The organism is Brevibacillus reuszeri, assembly GCF_001187725.1.
GTDB lineage: Bacteria > Bacillota > Bacilli > Brevibacillales > Brevibacillaceae > Brevibacillus > Brevibacillus reuszeri.
This window is the reverse complement of record NZ_LGIQ01000009.1, coordinates 1,902,867-1,928,011: the sequence shown is the minus strand read 5'-3', so window position 1 is coordinate 1,928,011 and position 25,145 is coordinate 1,902,867. Positions and strand designations below refer to the sequence as shown.

20 protein-coding genes and 2 riboswitches are annotated in these 25,145 nt (G+C 47.7%); of the genes, 12 read left to right on the top strand and 8 right to left on the bottom strand.

Annotated elements, in window-relative coordinates:
- Window positions 1–48: 48 nt before the first annotated feature.
- Both ADS79_RS23440 and ADS79_RS23430 read right to left on the bottom strand, forming a co-directional pair.
- The gene (locus tag ADS79_RS23440) at window positions 49–1,077 is read right to left on the bottom strand and encodes a BMP family protein (protein ID WP_049740758.1); all 1,029 of its coding nucleotides are present in this window, start codon (window positions 1,075–1,077) and stop codon (window positions 49–51) included.
- Between the two features lie 224 nt (window positions 1,078–1,301).
- A riboswitch (SAM riboswitch) is annotated at window positions 1,302–1,413 on the bottom strand.
- Between the two features lie 92 nt (window positions 1,414–1,505).
- Window positions 1,506–2,975: a methyl-accepting chemotaxis protein gene (locus ADS79_RS23430; RefSeq protein ID WP_049740756.1), complete on the bottom strand. Its 1,470-nt coding sequence runs from the start codon at window positions 2,973–2,975 to the stop codon at window positions 1,506–1,508.
- A gap of 164 nt (window positions 2,976–3,139) precedes the next feature.
- Here ADS79_RS23430 and ADS79_RS23425 point away from each other — a divergent pair, with 164 nt between their 5' ends.
- Window positions 3,140–3,757: a DUF3298 and DUF4163 domain-containing protein gene (locus ADS79_RS23425; protein WP_049740755.1), complete on the top strand. Its 618-nt coding sequence runs from the start codon at window positions 3,140–3,142 to the stop codon at window positions 3,755–3,757.
- 245 nt (window positions 3,758–4,002) lie between these two features.
- Window positions 4,003–4,416 (top strand): MarR family winged helix-turn-helix transcriptional regulator, encoded by a 414-nt coding sequence (locus ADS79_RS23420; RefSeq protein WP_049740754.1) that lies wholly within the window; start codon window positions 4,003–4,005, stop codon window positions 4,414–4,416.
- Between the two features lie 152 nt (window positions 4,417–4,568).
- Here ADS79_RS23420 and ADS79_RS23415 read toward each other — a convergent pair whose 3' ends face one another.
- Window positions 4,569–6,002, bottom strand: a complete 1,434-nt coding sequence (locus ADS79_RS23415) for an NAD(P)/FAD-dependent oxidoreductase (protein ID WP_049740753.1) — start codon at window positions 6,000–6,002, stop codon at window positions 4,569–4,571.
- A 54-nt stretch (window positions 6,003–6,056) separates the two neighbouring features.
- Window positions 6,057–6,156, bottom strand: a riboswitch (purine riboswitch).
- Between the two features lie 278 nt (window positions 6,157–6,434).
- On the opposite strand from ADS79_RS23415, the gene ADS79_RS23410 reads away from it, so the two are divergent.
- Window positions 6,435–7,622 (top strand): amino acid deaminase/aldolase, encoded by a 1,188-nt coding sequence (locus ADS79_RS23410; RefSeq protein ID WP_049740752.1) that lies wholly within the window; start codon window positions 6,435–6,437, stop codon window positions 7,620–7,622.
- Complete coding sequence (locus tag ADS79_RS23405; RefSeq protein WP_049740751.1) at window positions 7,610–8,932, top strand: D-arabinono-1,4-lactone oxidase; 1,323 nt, start codon at window positions 7,610–7,612, stop codon at window positions 8,930–8,932. The genes ADS79_RS23410 and ADS79_RS23405 overlap by 13 nt, the downstream gene beginning before the upstream one ends.
- A 61-nt stretch (window positions 8,933–8,993) precedes the next feature.
- On the opposite strand, the gene ADS79_RS23400 is transcribed toward ADS79_RS23405, so the two are convergent.
- Both ADS79_RS23400 and ADS79_RS23395 read right to left on the bottom strand, forming a co-directional pair.
- Complete coding sequence (locus ADS79_RS23400; protein WP_049740750.1) at window positions 8,994–10,403, bottom strand: amino acid permease; 1,410 nt, start codon at window positions 10,401–10,403, stop codon at window positions 8,994–8,996.
- Between the two features lie 191 nt (window positions 10,404–10,594).
- Window positions 10,595–11,359, bottom strand: a complete 765-nt coding sequence (locus ADS79_RS23395; RefSeq protein ID WP_049740749.1) for a dimethylarginine dimethylaminohydrolase family protein — start codon at window positions 11,357–11,359, stop codon at window positions 10,595–10,597.
- Between the two features lie 265 nt (window positions 11,360–11,624).
- Between ADS79_RS23395 and ADS79_RS23390 the strand changes: the two genes are divergently transcribed.
- The 5 genes from ADS79_RS23390 to ADS79_RS23370 all read left to right on the top strand — a co-directional run bounded on the left by ADS79_RS23390 (window position 11,625) and on the right by ADS79_RS23370 (window position 17,451).
- On the top strand, window positions 11,625–12,365 hold the full coding sequence (locus tag ADS79_RS23390; RefSeq protein ID WP_049740748.1) for an IclR family transcriptional regulator: 741 nt from the start codon (window positions 11,625–11,627) through the stop codon (window positions 12,363–12,365).
- A gap of 58 nt (window positions 12,366–12,423) precedes the next feature.
- Window positions 12,424–14,058, top strand: a complete 1,635-nt coding sequence (locus ADS79_RS23385) for a M20/M25/M40 family metallo-hydrolase (RefSeq protein ID WP_049740747.1) — start codon at window positions 12,424–12,426, stop codon at window positions 14,056–14,058.
- A gap of 205 nt (window positions 14,059–14,263) precedes the next feature.
- Window positions 14,264–14,647: an OsmC family protein gene (locus tag ADS79_RS23380; RefSeq protein ID WP_049741121.1), complete on the top strand. Its 384-nt coding sequence runs from the start codon at window positions 14,264–14,266 to the stop codon at window positions 14,645–14,647.
- Between the two features lie 44 nt (window positions 14,648–14,691).
- Window positions 14,692–16,383, top strand: coding sequence for a helix-turn-helix domain-containing protein (locus ADS79_RS23375; RefSeq protein WP_236700062.1), 1,692 nt, complete (start codon window positions 14,692–14,694; stop codon window positions 16,381–16,383).
- Between the two features lie 45 nt (window positions 16,384–16,428).
- The gene (locus tag ADS79_RS23370) at window positions 16,429–17,451 is read left to right on the top strand and encodes an ABC transporter substrate-binding protein (RefSeq protein WP_049740746.1); all 1,023 of its coding nucleotides are present in this window, start codon (window positions 16,429–16,431) and stop codon (window positions 17,449–17,451) included.
- A 183-nt stretch (window positions 17,452–17,634) separates the two neighbouring features.
- On the opposite strand, the gene ADS79_RS23365 is transcribed toward ADS79_RS23370, so the two are convergent.
- Window positions 17,635–18,984 (bottom strand): uracil-xanthine permease family protein, encoded by a 1,350-nt coding sequence (locus ADS79_RS23365; protein WP_049740745.1) that lies wholly within the window; start codon window positions 18,982–18,984, stop codon window positions 17,635–17,637.
- A 260-nt stretch (window positions 18,985–19,244) separates the two neighbouring features.
- On the opposite strand from ADS79_RS23365, the gene ADS79_RS23360 reads away from it, so the two are divergent.
- Window positions 19,245–20,225: an aromatic ring-hydroxylating dioxygenase subunit alpha gene (locus tag ADS79_RS23360; RefSeq protein ID WP_049740744.1), complete on the top strand. Its 981-nt coding sequence runs from the start codon at window positions 19,245–19,247 to the stop codon at window positions 20,223–20,225.
- 81 nt (window positions 20,226–20,306) lie between these two features.
- Here the strand turns inward: ADS79_RS23360 and cls are convergent, their stop codons facing one another.
- Together cls and ADS79_RS23350 are read right to left on the bottom strand one after the other, a co-directional pair.
- Window positions 20,307–21,755, bottom strand: a complete 1,449-nt coding sequence (cls, locus tag ADS79_RS23355) for a cardiolipin synthase (protein WP_049740743.1) — start codon at window positions 21,753–21,755, stop codon at window positions 20,307–20,309.
- Between the two features lie 80 nt (window positions 21,756–21,835).
- Window positions 21,836–22,780, bottom strand: coding sequence for an aminopeptidase (locus tag ADS79_RS23350; RefSeq protein ID WP_049740742.1), 945 nt, complete (start codon window positions 22,778–22,780; stop codon window positions 21,836–21,838).
- Window positions 22,781–23,122: 342 nt separating this feature from the next.
- Here ADS79_RS23350 and ADS79_RS23345 point away from each other — a divergent pair, with 342 nt between their 5' ends.
- Window positions 23,123–24,409, top strand: a complete 1,287-nt coding sequence (locus tag ADS79_RS23345; protein ID WP_049740741.1) for a haloacid dehalogenase-like hydrolase — start codon at window positions 23,123–23,125, stop codon at window positions 24,407–24,409.
- Window positions 24,410–24,546: 137 nt separating this feature from the next.
- Window positions 24,547–25,116, top strand: a complete 570-nt coding sequence (locus ADS79_RS23340) for a pyridoxamine 5'-phosphate oxidase family protein (RefSeq protein WP_049740740.1) — start codon at window positions 24,547–24,549, stop codon at window positions 25,114–25,116.
- Window positions 25,117–25,145 lie beyond the last annotated feature (29 nt).

Here is a 25,145-nt window from a genome sequence, read left to right as displayed (position 1 = left end):
CGACTACACAGCTGTAGTCGGTCACATCAATGCACTGTGTGTATTCTCTTAGAACGTGTCTGGAACTTTGCGAGTTCCAGCTACAATCTCATCGTTGATCGCTTTTACTTTGTCGATAACTTCCTGACCGATAAACGCATTCAGTGGGGTTTGGCTCTCATGAGTTACATAAGTAACGCCCACACCTTTTTCTTTCAAGCCATACGTTACTACGCCTGGCTTCAGGGAGCCTTCAACGAATGCCTTCACTGTTTCATACGCTGCTGCATCTGTGCCTTTCAGCTGCGACAGTACGATGTGCTCAGGGTCGATTGTCGTACGGTCAACGTCTTGGCCTGCTGTATAGAAGCCTTTTTCCTTTGCCGCTTCGAAAACACCCAGATCGCCTACTGCTGCCGCTCCATTAATGAAGTCAGCGCCTTTGGAAGCTTGCAGGAGCGCCATTTCTTTTGCTTTTGCCGGGTCAGAGAAGCTACCTACGTAGTTCACGAGGAATTCTGCGTTTGGATTTGTTGCTTTCATGCCTTCCTGGAAACCGCCAGTCCATTTTTTCAACAGTGGAATATCCATCGCTACGACCATACCAACTTTGTTTGTCTTGGTAGCAAGGCCAGCTGCGGCACCCATCAGGTATGCTGCTTCTTGCTCGCGGAATGTTACACTGCGAACGTTTGGCAAATCTACTACTGTATCAATAATCGCGAAGCTCTGATCAGGGTTTTCTGCCGCTACTTTTTTCAGTGCATCCTCTGCTTCAAAAGAAGAAGTGATAATCAAATCATAATTTTCTGCTACAGCTACACGCAGATTTTCTTCAATCGCGCCGTGGTCAGTAGACTCGATGCTCTTCACTTCTGCACCGAACTCTTGTCCAGCTTTTTTCGCGCCCTCATCCATTTGTTGGAAGAATGGGTTTACCCCGATTTTTTCTGGCAGGATCAATGCAATGCGCTTTTTCGCTGCGCCCTCTTGTCCTGTTGCTTGTCCTTCTGTTTTATCTGCAGGTGCATTTCCGCCTGCCGAGCAGCCTGCTGCCAATACCGCAAATGTGGTCAAAGCCAATAACAACTTTTTCATGGTGTCGTCCCCTTCTCCTATTTGTCCATTTCGATCGTTTTTCTCTATATCAATACGTAATGTACGTCTTTTGGACGTAAATTCCAATAGCAATAACGAATATTTCACTTCGAATTCATTTTATTGTTCGCAAATTCCCCCTCGTTTTCATGAAAAACGTCGAGACATTTTCACAGAAAAAAAACTCTTCCCTGAGGAAGAGTTTGCGTCCGAGGCCGTCCTCTTCCTCATCTGTCAAAACCCCGGTCAGGTTTTGCAGGAATTGGCACCTTACTGTACACGTACAGTGGTTGCCGGGCTTCATCGGGCCAGTCCCTCCGCCTCTCTAGATAAGGTAGGTGAATCTATCAAGTTATAATGATGATTATTCTAGCAGAACGACTCAAAAATGCAATTGTTTTTTGATTTCCAAACTGTGGTTATTTGTCTTAGTGAAACGTTTGCTGCAAACGATGAGACAGTGTATTTAGCTCGCCCAGCTCTTCCGTAATTTCACTCAGCTTTTGATGCTGGTTCTCTGCCGTCGCAAAAAGCTCCTCCAGATTGGCAACCGACTGCTCCGTTACAGCCGTAATGGTTGACATCTCTACTGCCACTTCACCAGAGCGCATTTTTACCCGGTCCATACTGGAGCGCACTTGATCTGCCGCCTCCAGGAAAGCGACCATTCCTGTCCGCACCTTTTCAATCGAAGCCACTGTTTTCACTGCCAGCTCTTGTCCTTTGGCAACGGACGCTTCTCCGCTGCTAATTTGCTGCACGGCATTTTCACTTTCCTGATGGAGCATTTTTAAAATCTCGGTAATTTCCTGTGTAGCGGTGGCGCTTTGCTCTGCCAGCTTGCGCACCTCGTCTGCAACGACTGCAAAACCACGTCCATGCTCGCCTGCACGCGCCGATTCGATTGCTGCATTCAACGCCAAGAGATTGGTTTGCGTCGCAATTTGATTAATAGCGCCAACAATTTCCTCTACGCGATTTGCCTGACGATTGAGTTGATGGATGGTCGAAGCCGCTACATTTACCGACTGTACGATTTGCTCCATTTGCAAAGACAAATCATTCATCATCGTCACGCTGTCAGTCAGACGACGATTATTGTGATCGGACTCGCTCTTCATCGCATTCGCCTGATTGGTTACCGCTACGATCTCGGAATCAATCAACTGCACCTCTTCTTCGATCTTCACGGTAGAGTTTGCTTGTGATTCCATGCCTGTAGCTACTTCCTTGAAGGCGATCATCATCTCATCCGTATTGCGTTTCGTACCTTCTGCATGCTCATGAACATGCTCGGACGTACGATCCAGTTGCTCTGTCATTAATTGAATTTGTCCCAGCATTTCTTCCAGACGCTTTTCTTTCTCCTCCGCTTCCTGACGAGCCGCATTCGCTTTCTTCAGCGACGCTTGTCCTGCCAGACAGAGATAGGTCATTGCCCCCATCATCATCAGGATCGCGGCAATGCGCAGAGCCATATTCACTTCATTAAAGTCACCGCTGAAAATCTCATATGTACCTGTATAAAATCCAACGACCGACAAAATGATTTGGACAACCCCGGTAAATACGACCAGCTTCCAATCCAAATACGCTGCTAAAAAACCGATTACGATGAATGCAAGAAAAGGTACTTCTTCATAGGTCGTAAAATGATCAAAGATTATCGCATAATACATGAAGCCTACAGCCACTAAATAACGAATCACATGACTGTTTTTACGAATGAAGTAAAGCGGTGACACGATCAAGGTAATTAGTAGTCCCACTGATGTCAGCTTCCAATATTCCACGCCAGTTGAATAGGTAATAAGTCCCGCCATCCAAAGATGATTCCATAAGATAAAAATCATAAAGCCTTCTTTATTTGTTAACGTATTGCGTACCAATTGAACCATAATCGCCCTCCTTTATTCCGTTTCTTATATTTATCGGCATCTTTTCCATTATAAATCGAACTATATTACCAAATATGTGAAAAAAATAAGAACAGCAAAAATAATTTGGAATAGGCTGATACAACAAGACTGTTTTCCATTTAGGAAAGAAAGGAACTAACCAAGTGGAGCTCAATCAATTGCCAGCCACCGTGGTCACCCGGACAATCAATCGTCCAAATACTACCATTTATTATCCACAGCTTGCGGGTCTCGCCAATCAACAGGCAGAAAAAGATATCAACAGGGCCATTGTCCAAACGGTGCACGGCCTGATGCATGAGCAACAAAGAGTGCAAGTACCCGGCAACACACAGATGCAAGGAAGCTACGAGATCAAAAGCAACGAACGAGGCATCTTCAGCGTGACGTTGACCAACTATGCCTACACTCCCCAAATGGCCCACGGCATGACGTTTATGGGCTCGATCACGGCAGATATCCAGACAGGCAAGCTGTACACGCTGCGTGACCTGTTCAAGCCCGGAAGTGATTACGTCAGGGTCATTTCCGATAACATCCAGCAGCAAATCAAGCAACGGAACATCCCTACCTTGAATGGCTTTACTTCCATCAAGCCTGACCAGGATTTTTATCTCGCAGACAAAGCATTGGTCATCTATTTTCAGCTTTACGAAATTACACCGTATTATGTCGGCTTCCCCATGTTCCCCATCTCTGTCTATGATCTGGAGCCAATCATGGATGAAAAAGGGCCGCTCGGTATTATGTCAGCCGATTAACCGGGAACGTAATGCCTCAAAAAAGCTGATGCCTTCATCCGAAAGGTATCAGCTTTTTTGAGATCTTGCGGACAAGCTCCGTACATCGCAGGAACCTTTTCGATTGTAAAAAAATACAGCCTAGCCATAATCGAATAAACATTTACTTATATACTTCAAGCTGTTAGTATGATATTTGTACATATTTACTTAAGCAACCAAGTCTATCATATATCGAGCCAACTCCCCTTGGAGGTATGATATTGATGCATCATTACGGACACAAGATTAGTCAAACGGCTAGAGTTTTCAGTAAAACCTTGAATGGAATTATGTCCCCGATGGGTCTGTATAGCTCACAATGGGGCATTATTCTGTGCCTTCACTATCGCAGTGCACTCACGCAGGTACAGCTTAGCAACTATTTGAATGTCGAAGCGCCAACAATTACACGGACGCTGACTCGTTTGGAAGAGATGGGCTGGATTATTCGTGCAGAAGGCGATGACAAGCGCGAGCGCTACGTTTCGCTGTCTCCTCAAGCGATTGAGCGCTTCCCGGAATGGCTGCAAGCGGCTAGTGAGCTGGAAGCGGTGGCTCTTCGCGATTTGGATGAAGAGGAATTGGCAGTTTTTAATCGGGTACTGAAGAAGATGAATGAAAATTTGAATTCGGTTTGAAGGCATTTACACATATGAGAACCTCTATCGAGGGCTTCCCCGAGGAGGAGCGACCGCGTTTTAGCTGAAGATTTCCAACGTTAAAAAAGGCTTTTTCCCGGAATGAGCTTGCCCCGAGAAAAAGCCTTCTTCTCTATTTCATGTCTTTCATTCTAGCCCAAACGCTTGACTACATTTCTCGCCATCCAAACGCCAGCTGCGCCTGCTTGGGCCAATCCTCTTGTAATTCCGGCGCCGTCTCCACCACAGAACAAGCCTTTGATTTCTGTCTCGAATTCTTCTGTCAGCTTCGGACGTGCAGAGTAAAACTTGGCTTCTACCCCGTAAAACAGGGTGTGTTCAGAGGCAATCCCTGGTGTGACCTTGTCCAGGGCTTCGACCATTTCGATCAAGCTTTTCATCGTATTGTACGGAAGCACAAGGCCGAGGTCTCCAGGTACCGCTTCCTTTAATGTCGGCTCCAGGAAGCCTTCCTTGATGCGGGATACGGTAGAACGGCGTCCACGGAGAATATCACCGTATTTTTGTACAATGACGCCTCCATTGGACAAATCATTTGCCCGCTTGCAAATTTCTCTGGCGTATTCATTCGGTTTGTCGAAAGGCTCCGTAAACGTATGGGAAACCAAGAGTGCGAAGTTGGTGTTCGGCGAACCGAGTGCCGGGTCCTTGTAGGAGTGACCGTTTGCTGCCATGACACCGCTATGATTCTCTACCACGACGTGGCCGGACGGATTGCTGCAAAATGTGCGCACCCGTGTCCCTACCGAAGTATTGTATATAAATTTTCCTTCGTACAAGTGTTCATTGATCTCACGCATGACCACATCGGACGTTTCTACACGAACACCGACATCTACCTGGTTGTTGTACATCTTCAGGCGACGCTTTTTCAAAATAGTCGTCAGCCATGCAGAGCCGTCACGCCCTGGTCCAATTACGACATGCTCACTGTGGAGCTCTTCCCCGTTCTTCAGCACAATCCCTGTCACTTTATGACCCGTCTCTTCTTTAACCGTCAAAATGTCCTCTACTTCTGTCTTGAACATCATGTCGATCCGCTCTTTCAAATACTCAAAAATGGATTGTAAAATTTCCAGGTTCTGCTCTGTTCCCAGGTGACGCACCTGTGCACGCAGCAATTTTAGTCCTGCTGCATATCCGCGCTGCTCAATGGTTTTGATCGTCTCGGTCGTCGGGTCTGTGATCGACTCTGTGGCACCATGCGCCAAATTGATCTCATCTACATATTGAATCAGATTGAGAACAGTGGATGGGCTCAAATAATCGGTCATCCATCCGCCAAACTCAGTCGTAACATTAAACTTTCCATCGCTATATGCGCCTGCTCCCCCAAATCCACTGGTGATCGAACAGGCCGGCAGACAGCCTGCGAAGTCCTTTTTCCCTGCGGCAGGTGGACAGAGCTTGATCTTCTCTTCCAAAATTGGACAACGACGACTGTAAATATCGTGCCCTTTGTCAATGAGCAGCACCTTGGCCTCCGGTGCCTTTCGCGTTACCTCATAGCAGGTAAAAATCCCAGCTGGACCTGCCCCAACAACAATCACATCATACTTTTTCATGGTCAGTTTCCCCCTTGCGCATGCAAAAATTCCCGGCCAACGAATAGGGTATGTCAATAAACAAACCCCATTCGTAGCCGGGAATTTACGGTTCCCTGTAGAGACCCTCAAACCATATTTCTGAGGATATACGAATCGTAGAATTCATCAACCAGTTAAGTATCACGCAACAAAAAATATTGTAGCGCACAAACTGAATCAGGTCAATAAACAGATTGGTTTTCGTTCGGTTTATGGAGCTAAACGGGCATAAGTTCGTTTCTGAAAACAAGTGAAACAAGCAAAATCCGAACAATATTCCCGAACATTCGGATTTGAGGCATAGATCGCTCGCATCTTCCCGGCAGGAAACAAAAATAAAAGATTGAATAAATACAATTTTACAAAAATATTTTTGCTCGCCATCACATACAAAAAGGATGAGGCGTGTACATGCGGGATTATCGTTATTATCAGTCTGTTTTTGCTGGTATTCCAAAACCGTTTGCCTTCGTGGATCTCGATCTTCTTGAGGAAAATGCTGCGCAAATCGTACTGCAAAGCAATGAAAAAAAGATTCGGATTGCGAGCAAATCACTGCGTAGCGTGTCTATCCTCAAGCGACTTTTGCAATTGGACGATAGCTTTTCCGGGATTATGTGCTACTCTGCCCCGGAGGCACTGCATCTGTGCGCTGCAGGCCTCGATGACCTGCTGATGGGCTATCCGATCTGGGAAGAGAGCTGGATTGTTGCGCTTGCTTCGGAAATAGCGAGCGGCCGCACCATCACACTGATGATCGATTCTCCGGAACATGTACAGCATCTGGAACGAATTGCGCGCAGGGAGCAAGTCAGAATTCCCGTTTGCCTGGATATGGATATGTCCTCAGACTGGCTCGGCTTTCATTTTGGCGTGTGGCGATCATCGATTCGTTCCTTGGACGCGGCACTTACTGTCGCTCGTCATGTCTCCTCCTCCGATTATTTATATCTGGACGGAATCATGGGATACGAAGCGCAAATCGCCGGGGTGGGTGATCGCTATCCCCGTCAGTTTTTGAAAAATACCGTGATTCGGATACTCAAGCAGCAATCCGTGCGGCAAATTGCTGAGCGACGTGCTGTCATCGTTCACGCCATTCACGAGTTGGGAGTACGTCCCCGTTTTGTGAATGGCGGGGGCACGGGCAGCCTGCATCTGACAGGCAAGGAGGACGCGGTTACTGAGGTGACGGCAGGCTCTGGTTTTTACTCACCGGCTCTGTTCGACTATTACCAGGACTTTCGCTTTCAGCCTGCTGCCAGTTTCGCACTGGAAATCGTCCGCAAGCCGACACCTCACATTTACACCTGCGCTGGTGGCGGTTATATCGCTTCAGGCTCTGCCGGGAAAGATCGCTTACCCAAGCCTTATCTCCCCAAGGAAGCGCGTCTCCTCACCAATGAAGGAGCTGGCGAGGTACAAACACCGCTTTTTTATCGCGGCACGGAAACACTAGATCTGGGCGACCCCATCTTTTTTCGCCATGCAAAAGCAGGAGAGCTTTGTGAGCGTTTTGCACGCTTTTATTGTGTTTCTGGAGGAAAAATTGTCGAGGAAGCAACCACCTATCGGGGGGATGGACTATGCTCACTGTAAAAAAAGGAACACGACGCTGGACGAATTGGACAGGAAATGTTTCCAGCCATCCACAGCAGTTTGTCATGCCTAAAAGTCTGGAAGACGTGATCTCTGTCGTCGATCAGTGCCGCAAGACGAATACGCGTATCCGTGTTGTCGGTTCCGGCCATTCTTTTTCTCCTTTAGTCCAGACAGATGATTGCCTGCTGTCTCTCGATCTTCTCCAAGGTCTTCATCATGTTGATTCCACCGAGCATACGATTGAGGTATGGGCGGGCACCAAGCTGAAGGCACTTGGCGAACTGCTGCATCAGCAGGGCTATTCGCAGGAAAACTTGGGCGATATCAACTCGCAATCCATCGCTGGGGCAATCAGCACAGGCACACACGGCACCGGAATCCAGTTCGGCAGCATCTCTACGCAGGTGGTCTCCATAACAGTCGTTAGCGCAGCCGGTGAGGTTGTGGAATGCAGCGAGGAACTGCAGCTGGAGCTTTTCAAAGCGATGCGCGTCTCACTGGGACTACTCGGAATCATCGTACGGGTCAAGCTGCGAGTCCTCCCTGCGTACCGATTGCGTTATCAAAGCTACCGTATGCCGCTAGACGTTTGTCTTTCTTCTCTCGATACCTTCAAAGCCGAGCATCGTCACTTTGAATTTTTCACCTTCCCTTACTCTCCTACTGTGCAAGTGAAATTCATGGACGAGACGAATGAGCCTCCGAGTGGAAATCACCGATGGACCTATTGGAAGACGATGGTCATTGAAAACGGTCTTTTCTGGTGCCTCTCGGAGAGCTGTCGCCTGATGCCTTCCCTCTCCAGGCGTATTAGCCGATTATCTGCCCAAAGCGTCCCTTCAGTCACAGAAAGCGGCTATAGTCATCAGCTTTTTGCTACCCCGCGCTTGGTTCGCTTTTATGAAATGGAGTACTCAGTCCCTGCTGCCCATATGAAAGACATCATCGAAGAGCTGCACCAGGCGATTGAGCATGAGCAATTTGCCGTTCATTTCCCGCTTGAATGCCGATACGTAAACAAAGACGACATCTGGCTCAGTCCCGCTTATGAACGAGAAAGCGCCTTTATCGCGGTTCATATGTACAAAGGAATGCCCTATCAAGCCTATTTCGCCCGCATGGAGGAGATTTTCGCTCGCTATGAAGGGCGGGCTCACTGGGGAAAAATGCACAACATGACTACGGAAAGATTGCACCAGGTTTATCCGCGATTACAGGATTTTCTGGATTTACGAGCCCAGCTCGATCCACAAGGACTGTTCGTAAATGACTATTTGGCCCGTCTGTTGGGGATTTCCCGGCAATAACAGCAAAAAGCCTCCACCAGCTTTAACAGTTGGTTGGAGGCTTTTTGGGGTTCTTCTTCCTTTACCCTTGGGTCGGTATATCCGGGTGCTTTGACTTCTTGCGACCGTAGCGCAAGTAATAGTAGAGGTAAAATACGACCAGAGCGGCAATTCCATAGTACAGTCCAAACCGCTGCGTCGCGTCAAAAATCGGGAAGAGCAAAATAAACGTACACAAAGCCAAACACAAGATGGGCATTACCGGGTAAAACGGGGCAACAAACTGCAAGTCTTCTACTTTGCCGCCTTCTCGCAAGTATTGGCGGCGGAAGTTGAATTGCGAAAGTGCAATCCCCATCCACGTAAAGGTAACGGCGATCCCTGAGACGGACATGAGCAGAACGTACACGGTATCTGCCGCAAGCACACTGGTCAGAAGCGACAACAGCGAGAATGCCAGTGTAGCCAGCAACGCGTTAAGCGGTACGCTGCGTTTGGTCAATTTGCCGAAGACCGGATGCGCCATGCCGCTGTGCGAAAGTGCCCACAGCAAGCGCGTAGCCGCATATAAGCAAGAGTTTCCTACCGATAAAAGCGCTGTCAAAATGACAAAGTTCATGATATCTGCTGCAAACGGAATTCCGACAGCATCAAAAACCGTTACAAACGGGCTTTCCAGAAGGCCCAGCTCACTGGAAGGGAAGAGAGCGGACAGAATCATGACAGAAGCAACGTAAAACATGAGAATACGGAAAACAACGTTGCGGATGGCACGGGGAATGTTTTTCTGTGGGTTTTCTGTTTCACCCGCAGCAATCCCGATCAATTCAGAGCCCTGATAAGAGAACACGACGTTCATCATCGTGACAAAAACAATCGTAATTCCAAACGGAAAGAGTCCCCCTTCTGCTGTGAAGTTGGACAAGAATGGTGCTGGTCTGCCCTCCATACTGACAAATCCAAAGATAGCCCCTATTCCGACAACAATGAAAACAAGTACCGCCAATACCTTAATTCCGGCAAACCAGTACTCGGTTTCCGCAAAGCCCTTGGTTGTCAGTGCATTAAACGCAAAGAGCAAAACAATAAACACGGCGCACCAGATCCATACCGGTGTATCCGGGAACCATCTTTGCATAACCATCCCTGCGGCGGTAAACTCTACACCGGCAGTCGTCGCTGACCCAAGCCAATACATCCAGCCAAGCGTAAAGCCGCTTGCCGGGCCAATGTATTTGGTAGCGTACGTTTGAAAGGAGCCAGTTACAGGCATTTTGACAGAAAGCTCCCCCAGACATGTCATCACGAGGTACAAGAGAATACCCCCGACGATATAGGCAAGAACAGCCCCACCTGGACCAGCTTGATTAATCGTAAAGCCGGCATTCAAAAACAGTCCTGTCCCAATAACCCCACCCAGCGATAACATAAACAAGTGGCGGCTTTTCATCGAACGTTGCAGCTGAGTATCTTTTTCATTTCCCGTATTCATAGGAACCCTCTCTTTCCATGGCTGGTTGACGGAAAAATGTAAGCGCAATCTTTTTTTACGTATAAGAATTCATAAACGATTTTTCGCGCTTATGAATTCTTATACGCAGGGAAACTCACCACGAAAACGCGGCTGCTCCTCCTTGAGGTAGCCTCTAGAGAGGTTGGTTTAGGAAGGGGGAACTGCCTGCACTAGAAGCGCAGGGACAGGCAGCTCAATCCACCATCTTGTTTACGGAATTCAGACATATCCAGCTCAATCACATTGTAGCCAGCATCCGTGATTTGTTTTTTCGTGCTCTCGAAGCCTTTTGGAATGATGACATAATCGTTGATGTGGATGCAGTTAGCGGAGTACTCTACTTCTTTTTCAATGATGATGTGCTTGTAGTCCTTGAAGGTGTCAGATTCGATGAATTCGCCTGCGAGCACCACTGTGTTATTGCCCAAATAAGCGATGCCCGTCTTCAGATGGAAGAACTCCTCCAATTGAACAATCGTAACCTCATAGCCATACTTGGCCAAAATTTCACGGAACTGAATCGCTCCTGCTTCATTCGTACGTGTAGAGAGACCTACGTAAAAATGATTTTCTACTTGCATCACATCCCCACCATCAAGGAAGCCAGGTGCCTGGATGTATTCGATTGTATCGTAGAAGCGCGGGATAATCGTCTTCATATCCTCGATCTCACCGTTGCGGCTGTCTGCACCTGGGTTGGTAATTACTGCACATTTTTCGGTCAAAACAGCAGTGTCCTCGACAAATGTGGAATCAGGGAAACGCTCATCTGCTTCCAAAACGGTTACTTCCAGGCCAGTTTGCTTCAAAGCCTCTACATATGCCGCATGCTGCTCAAGCGCAAGTGCAAAATCTGGCTTGCCCAGGTCTGAGGTTGTCAAACCGTTCACATAGCTGGCTGCTGGTTTCTTTACGATCGCGCGTGAAAATTTCATGATAGGTAGCTCCCTTCTCTTTTGCAAAAATTCGTAGCGTGAACCCTGACAATCTTTTTAATTTTTCCACAATACGAAATTTATTCTGTTATTCAAAATTACACACTCCTAATGTAAAATAGTTTTAAATTTTTTGTCAACGAAATTTTATCCGCTTTAAATTATGTTGATTCAGTGAAAGTATTCTGATAGATTGTTACTTGAAAAGGCCAGCGAGGCATCTCCAAGCCGTACTCTTGCACAAGAAAGTCAGGGGGGAAATACGTTGGTACAATCTATTGATCGAGCGATGAGCATCATTTCGGTACTAGTTTCTGACGAGAGTAAAACGCATTGGTCCATTTCGGAAATTGCTGAAGAGACGACACTGCCTCTAAGCACGGTGCATCGATTAATCAGCAGCTTGATGAAATATGGACTTATTATGCAAAATCCGGAAACCAAGCATTACAAAGTAGGCTTTACGTGGATGGAAATCGGTCTGCGTCTATTGGATAAGATCGACACCCGGGCCGTTGCCCGCTCCGTCATCGAACGGCTGGCGGCAGATGTGAACGAAACCGTCTACCTAAACATTCCAAACGGTGCTGACTCGATCATCGTAGAGCGCGTCGAAAGCTCTATGACTGTTCGAATCATTGATAATCTGGGCGAGCGAATCCCGATGCACATCGGAGCTGCTAACAAGACCATCCTCGCCAACATGCCCGCAAAGGAAGCGGAGAAGATTGTTTCCGGGCTAGTATCTGATCCAGACAAGCGCAAAGAACTCTTGGACCGACTGCCTGAGATCAAGCGCAATGGTTACGCCACCAGCTACGGTGAAAAGACAGAAGGAACTGCTTCTGTAGCCGCACCGATTCTCGGCTATAACCAAAAAGTGGTTGGGGCATTGAGCATCGGGGTACCGAGCTATCGCATTACCGATGAGGTTTTGGCCTCGCTGATTGAAAAAGCTCAGAAAAGCGCTATGGAAATCTCCCAAAAAATTGGAGCATTATCCTAATTTTTTTACCCACTAAGCGGAAAGAGTTTTCACTATACGGAAAACGGAGGCTATCACCATGCAAAAATGGCAGACAAAAGAACAATTAGTTGATCTTCTGTGCAACCTGGTAAACATCCCGAGCGTTACCGGGTCAGCTGCAGAGAAGGATTTGCCTCACTACGTAGTCGAGCAGCTGCGCACGCTGCCTTACTACCAAGCGAACCCGGATCATGTACGCGCCAATCCGACTGGTGACGATCGTCATTTTGTTACAGCTCTGGTCAAAAAAGAGAGCGTTCGCGACACCATTATTTTGGTCAGCCATTTTGATGTGGTCGATGTAGAGGATTACGGTGCTTGGCAGAAGCATTCGTTCGACCCTAAGACGCTAACTCCTCTATTCCTGCAAAATCAGGCGGATATGCCTACGGAAGTGCAACAGGATATTCGCACAGGCAACTGGTTGTTCGGCCGAGGAACCATGGACATGAAATGCGGCTTGACTCTGCACATGTCGATGATTGAGCGTGCCATCGCCGGAGAATTTGATGGCAATATTCTGTTATTGACTGTTCCTGACGAGGAAGTGAACTCTGTCGGGATGCGAGCAGCCGTGCCTGCTCTCTTGAAGATTGCTGAAGAATTCGATCTGGAGTACAAGACTGTCCTCAACTCCGAGCCAATGTTTACACGCTACCCAGGTGACCAAAACAAATATTTGTACACAGGCTCCATCGGAAAAGTATTGCCTGGGTTTCTTTGCTACGGGAAAGAAACCCACGTGGGCGAGCCGTTTGCTGGCCTGAACGGAAACTATATGGCCTCCCAGATTACGTGTGAGCTGGAGCTGAATACCTCTTTTTGTGAAGTGGTAGAGGGCGAAGCTTCTCCACCGCCAACCAACCTGATCCAGAAGGATTTGAAAAAAGAGTATTCCGTGCAAATTCCTCATCGCGCAGTGACTCTGTTCAACCTGTTCCTTCTGGAAAAACGCATGGAGGAAGTCGTAGAGCCGCTTCTTGACGCAGCCAGAAACGTAGCAGATCGTATCAAGGAAAACTACATCAAGCATGCCAGCCAATTCGCGAATTTTGCACCGTTTCATCCTCGCGATTTGTCTATCTCCGTGATGACCTATGAAGAGCTCTACGCGTATGCGCTCAAAACTCATGGCGAAGATAAGCTGAAGCAGCTTGAAGCCGACGTCATCGCCAACCGCAATGACAAGGATGATCGTGATACCACCATCGAGCTGGTCGATCAATTGGCGATTCTCTGCAAAGAACTGTCCCCGATGATGATTCTGTTCTTTGCTCCACCGTTTTACCCGGCCGTCAGCTCCCGCAATCATCCGTTGATCAAACGTATTTCCACGGAAATGGAAAGCTATGCGCGTGACAAGCATCAAGTCACCCTGGTGAAACAAAACTACTTTGGCGGCATCTCTGACCTCAGTTACGTCGGTCTGCAATACCCGGCTGCATCCATGAAGCCACTTGTTGCGAATATGCCGTTGTGGGATAATGGCTATTCCATCCCACTGCAAGAGCTCGAGGCATTTGATGTGCCTGTATTGAATCTGGGCCCTGTCGGACGTGATGCCCACCAGTGGACAGAGCGCCTCCACGTCGATTATGCGTTTGATACCTTGATGGACATGCTGCCACATTGCATTCAATCTCTTTTGAGCAGCGAAAATGAGGGAAAATAATCACTAGCTTTCCCTTCTGATAAATAGAATGGCTCTTACAAGGCAGCATCGCCGCTTCGTAAGAGCCTTCTTTCTTTTTACCATTATGATCACCGTCAATCGTTTACGCGCAGATGCTCGACACTTTCGTTCAACCCGTTATTCATCCTCGCTCTCTTTTTCTATATAATGAAGAAAAAGATTCAGGGAGGGTTTTTACATGTCCATGCACTTCGAGGCAAAGGAAAAAGGCTTTGTCACTCATCTATCCTACGGTGACCTGCATGTATCCGGGGATGAAGAGTACGGCTTTCGTCCATTCCAGCTGCTCGTTTCATCTATCGCTGTTTGCAGTGGAGGCGTTCTGCGCAAGGTTTTGGATAAAATGAGAATGCCCTGCACTGATATGAAAGTCACCGCCGAAGTGGAACGCAATGAAGCTGAAGCAAACCGCGTCGAAAAAATTCATCTCCACTTCATTATTACAGGTGAAAATCTAAAAGAAGAAAAGGTACAAAAAGCGATCGAAGCAGCTAGCAAAAACTGCCCGATGGTTCAATCTGTAAAAGGAAGCATTGTCGTAACGGAATCTTTCGAGCTCGTTTCTTGAGAGATTTCCCGCACGCGTGATCAAATCTGGAATGAGAGGTAACCATGTCCGATCATCATTCTGACCATCTGCACCCTGAGCTTACGCCTCTTTCAATGTTTGTACTAAAAAGCACGGAGCAAGTGAAGCTGTTGCCGGGTGAAACAAAGTCTCTCGCTGACTTATCTGCCCATATGGTTGTGATCGTGACAGAAGGGACGGGCTTTTTTCATACAAAGTCCGCTCCCAGTACGATCACAACCGGGAGTGCCCTGTTCGTTCACGAGGAATCCTCAATGCAAATCAGCTCTGCTGAAAAAGAGCAGCTTGGATTTCTTCTGTTCGATTTTGACGTATTGCAACAGGGTTCTGATTCCGATCATGTTTATTCGCCAAACCGTTCCTGGAAGCCAGAATACGAAGAATACTTCCTTCATTCGAACAATCGTTGTACCGAGCTTGCCCAAACACTATATCTCAACCGACGCACCCGTGATCCGCTGGAAATCTTGCAAAATCAGATCCGCTTTCAGCAGCTGCTTCATTTGATCTGGAGTAATCCTCCGTCGTCGATTGATGAGAAATCTTCTACTGTCGTAGACCGCACCGTGACGTACATTCATACGAATTTTGCCGATTCGATTGGATTGGTAGATTTGGCGAAGCAAGCAGGTCTCACCCCTCGATACTACACGGAAATTTTTAAAAAGAAGGTAGGAAAAAGCCCCATCGAGTATTTGACCAGCTACCGGATGGAACAGGCGAAGAAGCTGCTGCGTGAATCAGATAAACGATTGCGTGAAGTTGCCCGACTCATCGGTTACGAGGATGAATTTTATTTCAGCAGGCGCTTCAAGCAGCAGGTTGGCGTTTCTCCTTCCGTCTACATTCGCATGAGCCAAAAGCACGTCTCACCTGTCACCCTCCAGTATGCTGAATATTTGATGGCTCTCGGGATCAGGCCGATTGCTGCTCCCGAGGACCAGGTTCTCTATTTGCGTGAGCAGCTGCAGCTCAAGGAAGCAGATTACATCGTCAGCTTGTCCAACGATGATCCCGAGATGATCAAGCCGTTGGAGCCGACCTTCATTTTGACGGATTACACGGAGGACTGTTCAGCCTTTTCCAAAATCGCTCCTACGATTGCCCTGCCGTGGCTCGCTCACGATGTCTTCGGTCATTTTAAAAAGATAGCCGATGTTCTCGGAATGCAAGAAAGGGCAGCTTCGTGGCTCAAGCAGCACGAGCAAAAAGTCCAAAAGGCGAAGAAATTCGTAAACGGCTCCATGAATAAAGAAGAAACCGTCTCTATTCTCAATGTGAGGGCAACGAGCCTGCTCGCTTACGGCGTACGGAATATCGGTCATGTCCTGTACCGCTCCCTGGAGCTAACCCCGCCTGCGATCATTCAGGAAAAACTGAAAAACGACCCTCATTTTTGGGCTACTCCTATCTCAGAAAAGCAATTGAGCGCGTATGCTGGCGACTGGATGTTTGTCCATGTTTTTGATGATGACCTCTCTCGGGCGCATTTGCAGGCATTGATGAAGCAAGAATCGTGGAACCAATTGCCTGCTGTTCAAAAAGGGCAGGTCGTGCTGCTTAATCCTACTTGGTTTGCCTATGATCCTCTGTCGCTTGAGGTTCAATTGGAAGAAGCCGTGCAGTTTTTGACCAAGCAAAAGCAATCGTGGCCTCCATATTATCCAAATAAAAACGGAATATCCTCCATGGATGTAAAAATGAATTCACGGTAACATTGTCCTTGTTATTGAGAATGATTTTCATTTCGGAGGGTAATCATGAAAAAATCACGTATACAGACATGGCTTTCCGGGCTTATGCTTCTGACCCTGGTCTTCCTCACCGCTTGCGGACAAAGCGCGGGTCAAAACCAATCTGGTCAGCAAAGCTCTACCCCATCCTCTCAAGAGGCTGCATCTGCCGGGGATAACAAGCAAGTGGAAACACGCGTCTATAAACATGCAAAAGGCGAGTCAGTCATTCCTGTCAAACCACAACGTGTTGTTGCGCTGCAATATTTGAGTCATATGCTCGCACTGGGCGTGAAACCGATCGGAGCGCTCAAAGGACACATGGAAGGCGAAGACATGGCTCCCCTGATTGATGGAATCGAGGTAGTAGGTGATTACGATGCCTTCAATCTCGAAAAAATCCTGGAGCTGCAACCAGACCTGATCCTGATCGACACCGAAGCGGAAGAACAGGTGTACGAAAATTTGACGAAGATTGCTCCAGTAGTGCCCATCGATTTTAATGAATACGATGTATTTGGGCATGTAAAAAAAGTCGCAGAAGTGCTTGGTAGAGAAAAAGAAGGCGAAGAATGGCTGGCGAAGCACAATGCAAAGGTAGAGGAAGCACGTAAACTGGTACAAGCCAAGATCGGAACGGACGCTACTGTTGCTGCCTTGAATATCCGTGCGAAAACAACCAAATTTTATGGAGCACGCAATATGGGGCATGTCCTGTTCAACTCTCTTCAATTGAAGCCACCGGCACTGATCAAAGCTGAAATCGAAAAAGACCCTCTTTTCTGGTCGAAGGACGTATCGATGGAGCTTTTGCCTGAATATGCAGCAGATCATATCTTCCTCATGCTTCACCCAGGCGATGATGCGGTCAAGTATTTGAAGGAAATCGAAGAAAGCAGCCTGTGGAAGAACCTGCCTGCGGTTAAAAACAATCACGTGTATGTAGTTGATTTGGAAAGATGGCTAGGCTACGATCCGATTTTGATTGAAGCACAGCTGGATGAAGCTGTGAAGTACTTAACAGGAGAAAAAGCACCGACCAAGCTATAGCCACTATTCTTGCTTGGGCAAGGTGCACAAAATAAAAACACAGCTCCGGCGAAAAACCAAACCGGGCTGTGTTTTTTTCTGTGAAAAACGTCGAGACGCTTTTTATAAAAGTGGATGTGACCGCTTGAGGTCAAACACTTTTGTCCCCCGACGAGAGGGAAAAACGGTCATGACCGTTTTGTTCTATTGGGCTACCGTTTGAGGCTGCGCTACCTGCCCCTTCTTCTTTTTGCTCTCCGGAATCAACACATTCAAAAGAACAGTAGCCAACGCACCAACAGTAATGCCGGACGACAGAATGTAGTTCACGAAATCAGGTACACCCGCCAATGCATCCTTTGGCAAGACAGTCACAGCCATCGTCATCAGGATCGGCAAGCCAATAACCATCATCGTACGATCATCGATGGAAATGTTTTGGATGACTTTAATGCCGTTTGCTACAATCGCCACACAAACAATCCCGAAAATACCGTTGATGACTGGCTCCGGAATACAGGTAATCGCTGCGGACAGCTTTGGAACCAAGCCAAGTGCAATCAAAATGATTCCACCTGCCATGATCGCCATCCGGCTGCCGACACCGGTTACCGCAATCAGACCAGCATTGGAGGAATAACCGGTAGTAGGTGTACCCCCGAACAAAGCCCCTACAAAACACCCCAATCCTTCGCCCATTGCACCGCGATTCAGGCGCTTCTCTGTTAATTCACTATCTGTAACGGTTGAAACAACAAACCAGGTTCCTGTCGTTTCAATCATGATGATCATGTACACGAACAGCATCGTCAATACAGCACTAAGATCAAATACTGGAGCGCCATATGGAAAGAGCTTTGGCACGGAAAGCCATGGTGCTTGTCCTACCGCACTGAAATCTACCGTTCCGAAGTAGGCAGCAGTCAGCGTCCCTACCAAAATGGCAATCAGAACGGAAACGAGTCTAAAAAATGCACCTGCCACTTTGGCTCTGGTGCCAAGCAGCATACAGATTACGAGAACACCCGCAGAAACCGCCGCGATAAAAATATTCGTCCAAATATCCCCCGGAGCACGATAAATGTTGCCCATTCCAGTTGGCATCAACGAGATCCCTACAATAATAATTACCGTTCCCCCGACCAATGGAGGAATGAACTTGCGAACACCTTTTGCAAACCATTTGAGTGGATATCCCAAAAGCGCCATGAACAAAGCCCCAGGAATCAGGCTACCCATCATCGCTGCCATGCCGAGCTTGCTGCCAATTGCAGCGAGAGCACCGATTGGTACATAAGAAGGTCCTTGTACGACAGGCAGGCGCAAGCCAAATCCAGTCTGGATCAACGTGCCGATACCAGTCGCGAGAAAACACATTTGGATGAAAAAGGAAGTACTAGAAGAGTCCATGGTAAGTAATCCAGCAATAATAATCGGAGCAATATACAAGTCCATAGCCAGCACATGCTGCAATCCAAGCAAAAACGCCTTACCCACGCCAATTTTGTCATCGATGCCCACTACAAGCCCCGTGCTTTCGCGATGTTGTTCCACTTTCTGATGGCCTCCCAGGATTCATAATTACGAATAACGAACATTATATCGCAGATTATAAGTCATAATTCCTAAAAAGCGCAACTAATATCAAACAAAAACCGGTAAACAATTTGTGAATGTTCGTGTTTTAGGTTGACTTGTCTTCCTTCAACCCGCTACAATGAGGGAGTATTCGAATGGAGAGAACCCATCCCGTTCAAAAAGAGAACTGTTTTAACGCCGCTTTTTGAACATCCTATTAAAGGAGTGTCCAATAGATGATCGTGCAAGATGCTGTACTGCGTAATGAGTGGATTGTCGCCTGTCGTTCGACGGATGTCCTAGACCGTCCGACCCAGGTTACCATTATGGGTGAGCGGATCGTACTATTCCGCAACGAAGAAGGAATTCATGCGTTTAAAGACCTCTGTATTCATAGAGGCGCTGCCCTGTCACTGGGCTGCGTCAGAGATGGCAAGCTGGTTTGTCCCTATCATGGCTGGGAATACGAATCCTCCGGTGCCTGTGTCAAAATTCCGCAGCTACCTGAAGATCAAGCCATTCCTGGCAAAGCTCGCGCGATTCCGTATGCCTGTGTGGAGCGCTACGGCTTTATCTGGGTCAATCTCAGCAACGAATCGCCTGCGTTTTTTGCCTTGCCTGAATTTGAAGACGAAAACTATCGCAATGTCATCTGGGGTCCACAAACGGTAAACGCCAAGCCACCGCGTGTCGTAGAAAACTTCCTCGATGTCGGTCATCTGGCCGTTGTTCACGAGGGCTATCTTGGTGTTTCCACGCACACAGAAATTGGTGATTATCGTGTCCATCGAGATGCTGACGGCGTCATTCGCACCGATGAAATCGCCGTTTTCCAGCCTGATCCGGATGGAACAGGACAAGCCAAGCACGTGTATTACACCTATGAAATCATCCGTCCTCTGACAGTGAAATTCACCAAGCGCGACCAGGAAAATGGCAACAAAATGTCGATCCTGTTGACCGTTATGCCGCTAAACGAACAGGAAACAGTCGCTTACGGCGTACTCTCTTTCAACTATGAAATGAATCTGGAAGACGAGGAAATCACCAAATTCCAGGATTTGATTTTCGCCCAAGACAAGCCGATCGTGGAAAATCAAAAGCCAGAAGACCTTCCTCTCGATCTGCAAATCGAGCTTTCACTCAAATGCGACCGCGCCAGCATCGCGTATCGCCAATATTTGACCGAGATGGGCGTCAAGCTAGGTACAGCCTAAGCACACCTCACCGTCCATACAACAAGCGAAGGACCCACCAGCCATTTTCCGGCCAGTGGGTCCTTATTAATTCCTCGGATTTTATAAAATCGGAGACAGCAACCGCGTCAACGACTCCTGCATTCGCGAGCGCATTGGTCTGTTCAAATACTCATCGGTCGTCATTTCCCGGCAATCAGCCAGATCAGCCATGAACAACTCCTCCAGCTCCTGCGCCATTTTCGTATCATACAGAAACGCATTCGTTTCAAAATTGAGCTTGAAGCTGCGAATGTCCACATTGGCGGTACCTACAGAGGATAGCTGTGTATCCACAACCAATGTCTTGGCATGCATGAAGCCTTTTTCATACAAAAAGCATCGTACTCCGCTCTTCAAAAGCTCCCCCAGATAGGAATGAGTCGCCCAGAACACCATCAAATGATCGGGACGTCCCGGCACCATCACACGCACGTCAACACCAGACATCGCTGCCATTTTGAGCGCAGTCAGCATACTGTCATCGGGGATGAAATACGGCGTCTGCATGTAAATCTTTTTTCTCGCCTTGTAAATCATCTTCAAATACGCATGCTTGATTTGCTGCTTTTCAGAGTTGGGACCACTCGATACAATTTGGACGCCAATTTTCCCTTCCAGATCATTCATTTCCGGGAAATAAGCAAATGACTCCTGCATTCTTTTTGGTGCTGAGAGGTTCCAATCCAAAAAGAATCGGGCCTGGAGCATATACACTGCTTTTCCTTCGATCTGCAGGTGCGTATCTCTCCAATATCCAAGCTTCTTGTCTTTTCCCAAGTATTCATCCCCGATGTTAAAGCCACCGATGAAGCCGACTTTTCCATCAACGATCGTCAGCTTGCGGTGATTCCGAAAGTTGACCCGGAAATTCAGAAACGGAATCGAGGAAGGGAAAAAGGAGACAACCTCTCCGCCAACCCCCTGCAATGGACGGAAAAAGCGTGAAGGAATACCGGCTGAGCCTACCGCATCATAGAGCAGCCTGACCTCGACACCTTGCTCCGCCTTTTTCACCAGTAGGTCGATCAGCTTATGGCCCAGCTCGTCATTTCGGATGATGTAGTACAGCAGGTGAATATGCTCGCGGGCTCCTTCAATCTGTTTGAACATGGCGTCGAAAAACCCGTTTCCTTCATAAAACACCTGGAGGGTATTATCTTGCGTATAGTAAGCACCGTCGCTCACCACGTTCATGTAAATCATGTCCCGGTGCCTCTCCATCGCTGGATCGTTCACGTTGAAATGGCCTTGCTCCAGTACATGCTTTTGTTTATCGACAGCTGCCCGGAAATGGGAGAACTCCCCCTCTTTCAGGCGATACAGCTTTTTTTTGCTTAACCGTTGCCCAAATACCAGGTACAGAATAAATCCGACCCCCGGCAAAAACAGCAAGACCATCAGCCATGCCCAGGTGGCCGCTATATTGCGTCGCTCCATAAAAATGAGGACAACGGCCAAGATCAGATTCCCTATAGAGATGACCGCAAATATTTTCTCCAGCAACAGCATCAGACCACATCCGCCCTTAGGATATCTCCCATTTTACACCATCCGTTCACGGGATTCATCCTTGGCCGTCGGCGGATGAATTACTTGCTCAAAAGCTGCCCGCTTTTCATGATTAAGTGATCGTCGAGGTACACGTCTGGCTCCTTCACAACCAGGTCAATATGGACTCCTGCCACGATGGTTCCACCAAATGTATTATTGCTTCCAAATGCTACGTGAATCGTACCATACACCTTTTCATCCTCAAGAACAACTCCCGTAATACGCGCCTTGTCGTTGGTGCCGATGCCGAATTCACCAAGCATGCGTCCGTCCTGATCGCCCAAAATTTGCAGCAGACGCTCGGCAGATGCCCCCTCAGCATTTGTAATACGTCCATTTTCAAGTGTTAACAACAACGGCGTATCGATTTTGCCAATGCCAGAGATCGAGCCATCTACGAGAATTTGCCCGTTAGCATGTCCCTCTACTGGTGCAATATAGGCTTCCCCTGATGGCAGGTTTCCCGATTCTCCCGGGTTTACATACATGCCTGTACTCGGTACACCATTGCGGCCTGCGATCGAAAAGTGGAGTGACTTCCCTGCCTTTTCGATACGCACGGTGCTAGCCTTTGTCAGCATTTCCGTAACTTGCTCGGTCAAGACTTTGACCTGCGCGTAGTCTGCCGAGATCGCGCCTTCCAGAAACATATCCGCGGTAATCCCAGGCATCGTAGCCAGTCTTGTTCCGTTTGCCGCTGCCTCCTTGCGTGCCTTTGTATGAGTCAAGGAATGCTCAGTTGCGCAAATGACTACATCAGATTGCTTCATGGCTTCTGCAACAGCCACAGGAGGCTCCTGGCCAGACTTTTCTCGCTCCTGCATGATCATCAGCACTGCCTCTGCACCGAGCTGCTTGCCAGCCTCCCAGAGCGCTTCTCCGAGCTCACGCTTTGGCTCGTCCGCTACAACCAGAAAAGTCTCTCCCGCTTTCAGAGCCATACAATTGGTCAAAATCCCTTTGCTTGTTTCTATCAATTTCACGATTCATCATCCTTTTTTAACGTATAGGAATTGATAAGCGTGCCACTTATCTTGATTATATCCACCTTTTCTTACTCGCATTTCTTCTTTCGTTATTTAAATCAGTACTCCTGCCAAAGAACTATTTAACGAAATTTTCTTGATTTTATACACAAAACGGTTATGATGGAAATAACAAATACATAGAAGAAGACGATGGGGTCTTTTTCTGCGCAGAGGTGATTTTTTGCGTGGAATGAGCCCCTTTTTGCATTACCGGGCTTTTTTCCAGACGAAAATGAGAGCGTTTACAAAAAGAGAAAATCTGTCAATGAATTTCGTAGAGAAAAAGGGGATGACACAATGTCACACATTCAAGCCAAGCGCCACTTTTGGTGGGTAAGCCTGCTGCTTATCCTGGCGCTGTTCGCCACACAGGCAGCCATGCCAGCCAACGCCGCTACTACTGCACAGGTGCTCGACAAGGGGAAATGGGCACCGGCAACCTACAAAGCTATACAAGAGCTCATCGATAAAAACGGGGTAAACAGCCCTTCCTACAAAGCGGCGAAAAAGCCGTATGCCGTTTTTGACTGGGACAATACAAGCATCATGCACGACACCCAGGAAGCACTCTTTGTTTATCAAATCCATCATCTCGCCTACAAGCTGACACCAGAGGAATTCGGCAAAGCAATCCGCACCAATGTACCAGAGGGTCCTTTTTCGGAGGGCTATCATAATGCGGATGGCAAGCCTGTCACACTCGATGCGATTGCAACGGATCTGGTAGCGGATTACACCTACCTGTATCAAAACTATAAAGGTCTCAAAGGGACAAAATCGTTGGAAGAAGTAACTGCAACGGAGCAGTTTGCCGATTTCCGCGCGAAGCTGTATTTCCTCTACGAGGCGATCAACGATACGCACAGCAACGCAGTAGGCTATCCATGGGTACTCTACCTTTTTACGAACATGACAATTGATGACGTGCACAAGCTCGCAGAAGTCTCCAATGATGCAAGTCTTGGCATGGCGATTCAAAAGGTGAGCTGGACAAGCCCGAAAGCTTTGACAGGAAAAGCAGGTGTCATTACAGCTTCCCATACGACCGGGCTGCGCCTGACTTCTGAGGTAGCCAACCTGATGAATACCCTTCGCGCAAATGGAATTGACGTGTATGTTGTATCTGCATCCCTGGAGGATGTCGTACGCGTCTTCGCTACCCTGCCAAAATACGGCTACAACCTGCCTACTGAAAACATCATTGGCATGCGCTTGGAAACGAAGGATGGCGTAATCCAAAACAAATACCAACCGAACTACCCATTCACTGTCGGTCATGGCAAGACAGAAGTCATCCAATCCATACTGGAGAAAAAGTATGGACATGGTCCAATTCTCATCGCTGGGGACAGCAATGGTGACTTCGAAATGATGACGGAGCTGAAAAGTGTACAGCTCGCTCTGGTCATCAACCGTGTCAAAGGCGGCAAAATCGGACAGCAAGCGATGAAAGCTGCTGAGCAATTAGGGAAAGCTACTCCTTCTGTCGTGCTCCAAGGCCGCGACGAAAACACAGGAATGTGGATTCCAAACGAGATGACCATCAAGCTCGGCAAAATGGAGCCTGAGCTTCTGGCAAAATAACAAGCGCGACCGTAACGAAAGAACCGTCCAACTGCAATTGGGCGGTTTTCTTGTTTTCTTCCATCTGAGCGCTGTGATACCATAAATAAAAAGTGTCCGATGCTTCAACCACTTCGAAAAATTGAGAGGTGTTTAGTATGGGAAAATTGTTTTCATCCATACTTCCCGAGCATGAAGCCTTTATTAAGCAGCAACGTATTTTTTTCGTCGGTTCCTCCCCTTTGCAGGAGGATGGACATGTGAACATCTCGCCAAAAGGCTATGATGTTCTGCGTATTTTTTCTCCTACGCATGTTGCTTATCTGGATCTAACAGGCAGCGGCAATGAGACAAGTGCGCATCTGGAAGAGAATGGACGCATCACGCTTATGTTTATGGCTTTCGAAGGACCTCCGATGATTATGCGGCTCTATGGAACAGGGCGCGTGATCCTTCCGAGCATGCCTGAATGGGAAGAGCTGTTTCAACATTTTGAACCTTTGCCTGGCGCCAGACAAATCATCACTGTCGATGTGGATGCTGTAAAAACATCCTGTGGCTACAGCGTTCCTTTCTACTCGTATTCAGGAGAACGGATGACCCTGCAAAAGTGGGCCACTCAAAAAGATGAGCAGCAGCTTGCCGCCTACCATAGGGAGAAGAACACCACCACTATGGATGGCCTGGTAACACCCTTGGGCAAACAACTGCTGGAATCCGATAATTAAATAAAAGCCTCGCCACATGTTCCTGGCGA

Coding starts and splice junctions, on each gene's coding strand:
- ADS79_RS23375 (WP_236700062.1), top strand. CDS start 14,692: ATGTCCGATCATCATTCTGACCATCTGCACCCTGAGCTTACGCCTCTT.
- ADS79_RS23360 (WP_049740744.1), top strand. CDS start 19,245: ATGATCGTGCAAGATGCTGTACTGCGTAATGAGTGGATTGTCGCCTGT.
- ADS79_RS23405 (WP_049740751.1), top strand. CDS start 7,610: ATGCTCACTGTAAAAAAAGGAACACGACGCTGGACGAATTGGACAGGA.
- ADS79_RS23370 (WP_049740746.1), top strand. CDS start 16,429: ATGAAAAAATCACGTATACAGACATGGCTTTCCGGGCTTATGCTTCTG.
- ADS79_RS23410 (WP_049740752.1), top strand. CDS start 6,435: ATGCGGGATTATCGTTATTATCAGTCTGTTTTTGCTGGTATTCCAAAA.
- ADS79_RS23400 (WP_049740750.1), bottom strand. CDS start 10,403: ATGAATACGGGAAATGAAAAAGATACTCAGCTGCAACGTTCGATGAAA.
- ADS79_RS23380 (WP_049741121.1), top strand. CDS start 14,264: ATGCACTTCGAGGCAAAGGAAAAAGGCTTTGTCACTCATCTATCCTAC.
- ADS79_RS23415 (WP_049740753.1), bottom strand. CDS start 6,002: ATGAAAAAGTATGATGTGATTGTTGTTGGGGCAGGTCCAGCTGGGATT.
- cls (WP_049740743.1), bottom strand. CDS start 21,755: ATGCTGTTGCTGGAGAAAATATTTGCGGTCATCTCTATAGGGAATCTG.
- ADS79_RS23440 (WP_049740758.1), bottom strand. CDS start 1,077: ATGAAAAAGTTGTTATTGGCTTTGACCACATTTGCGGTATTGGCAGCA.
- ADS79_RS23345 (WP_049740741.1), top strand. CDS start 23,123: ATGTCACACATTCAAGCCAAGCGCCACTTTTGGTGGGTAAGCCTGCTG.
- ADS79_RS23430 (WP_049740756.1), bottom strand. CDS start 2,975: ATGGTTCAATTGGTACGCAATACGTTAACAAATAAAGAAGGCTTTATG.
- ADS79_RS23395 (WP_049740749.1), bottom strand. CDS start 11,359: ATGAAATTTTCACGCGCGATCGTAAAGAAACCAGCAGCCAGCTATGTG.
- ADS79_RS23340 (WP_049740740.1), top strand. CDS start 24,547: ATGGGAAAATTGTTTTCATCCATACTTCCCGAGCATGAAGCCTTTATT.
- ADS79_RS23420 (WP_049740754.1), top strand. CDS start 4,003: ATGCATCATTACGGACACAAGATTAGTCAAACGGCTAGAGTTTTCAGT.
- ADS79_RS23385 (WP_049740747.1), top strand. CDS start 12,424: ATGCAAAAATGGCAGACAAAAGAACAATTAGTTGATCTTCTGTGCAAC.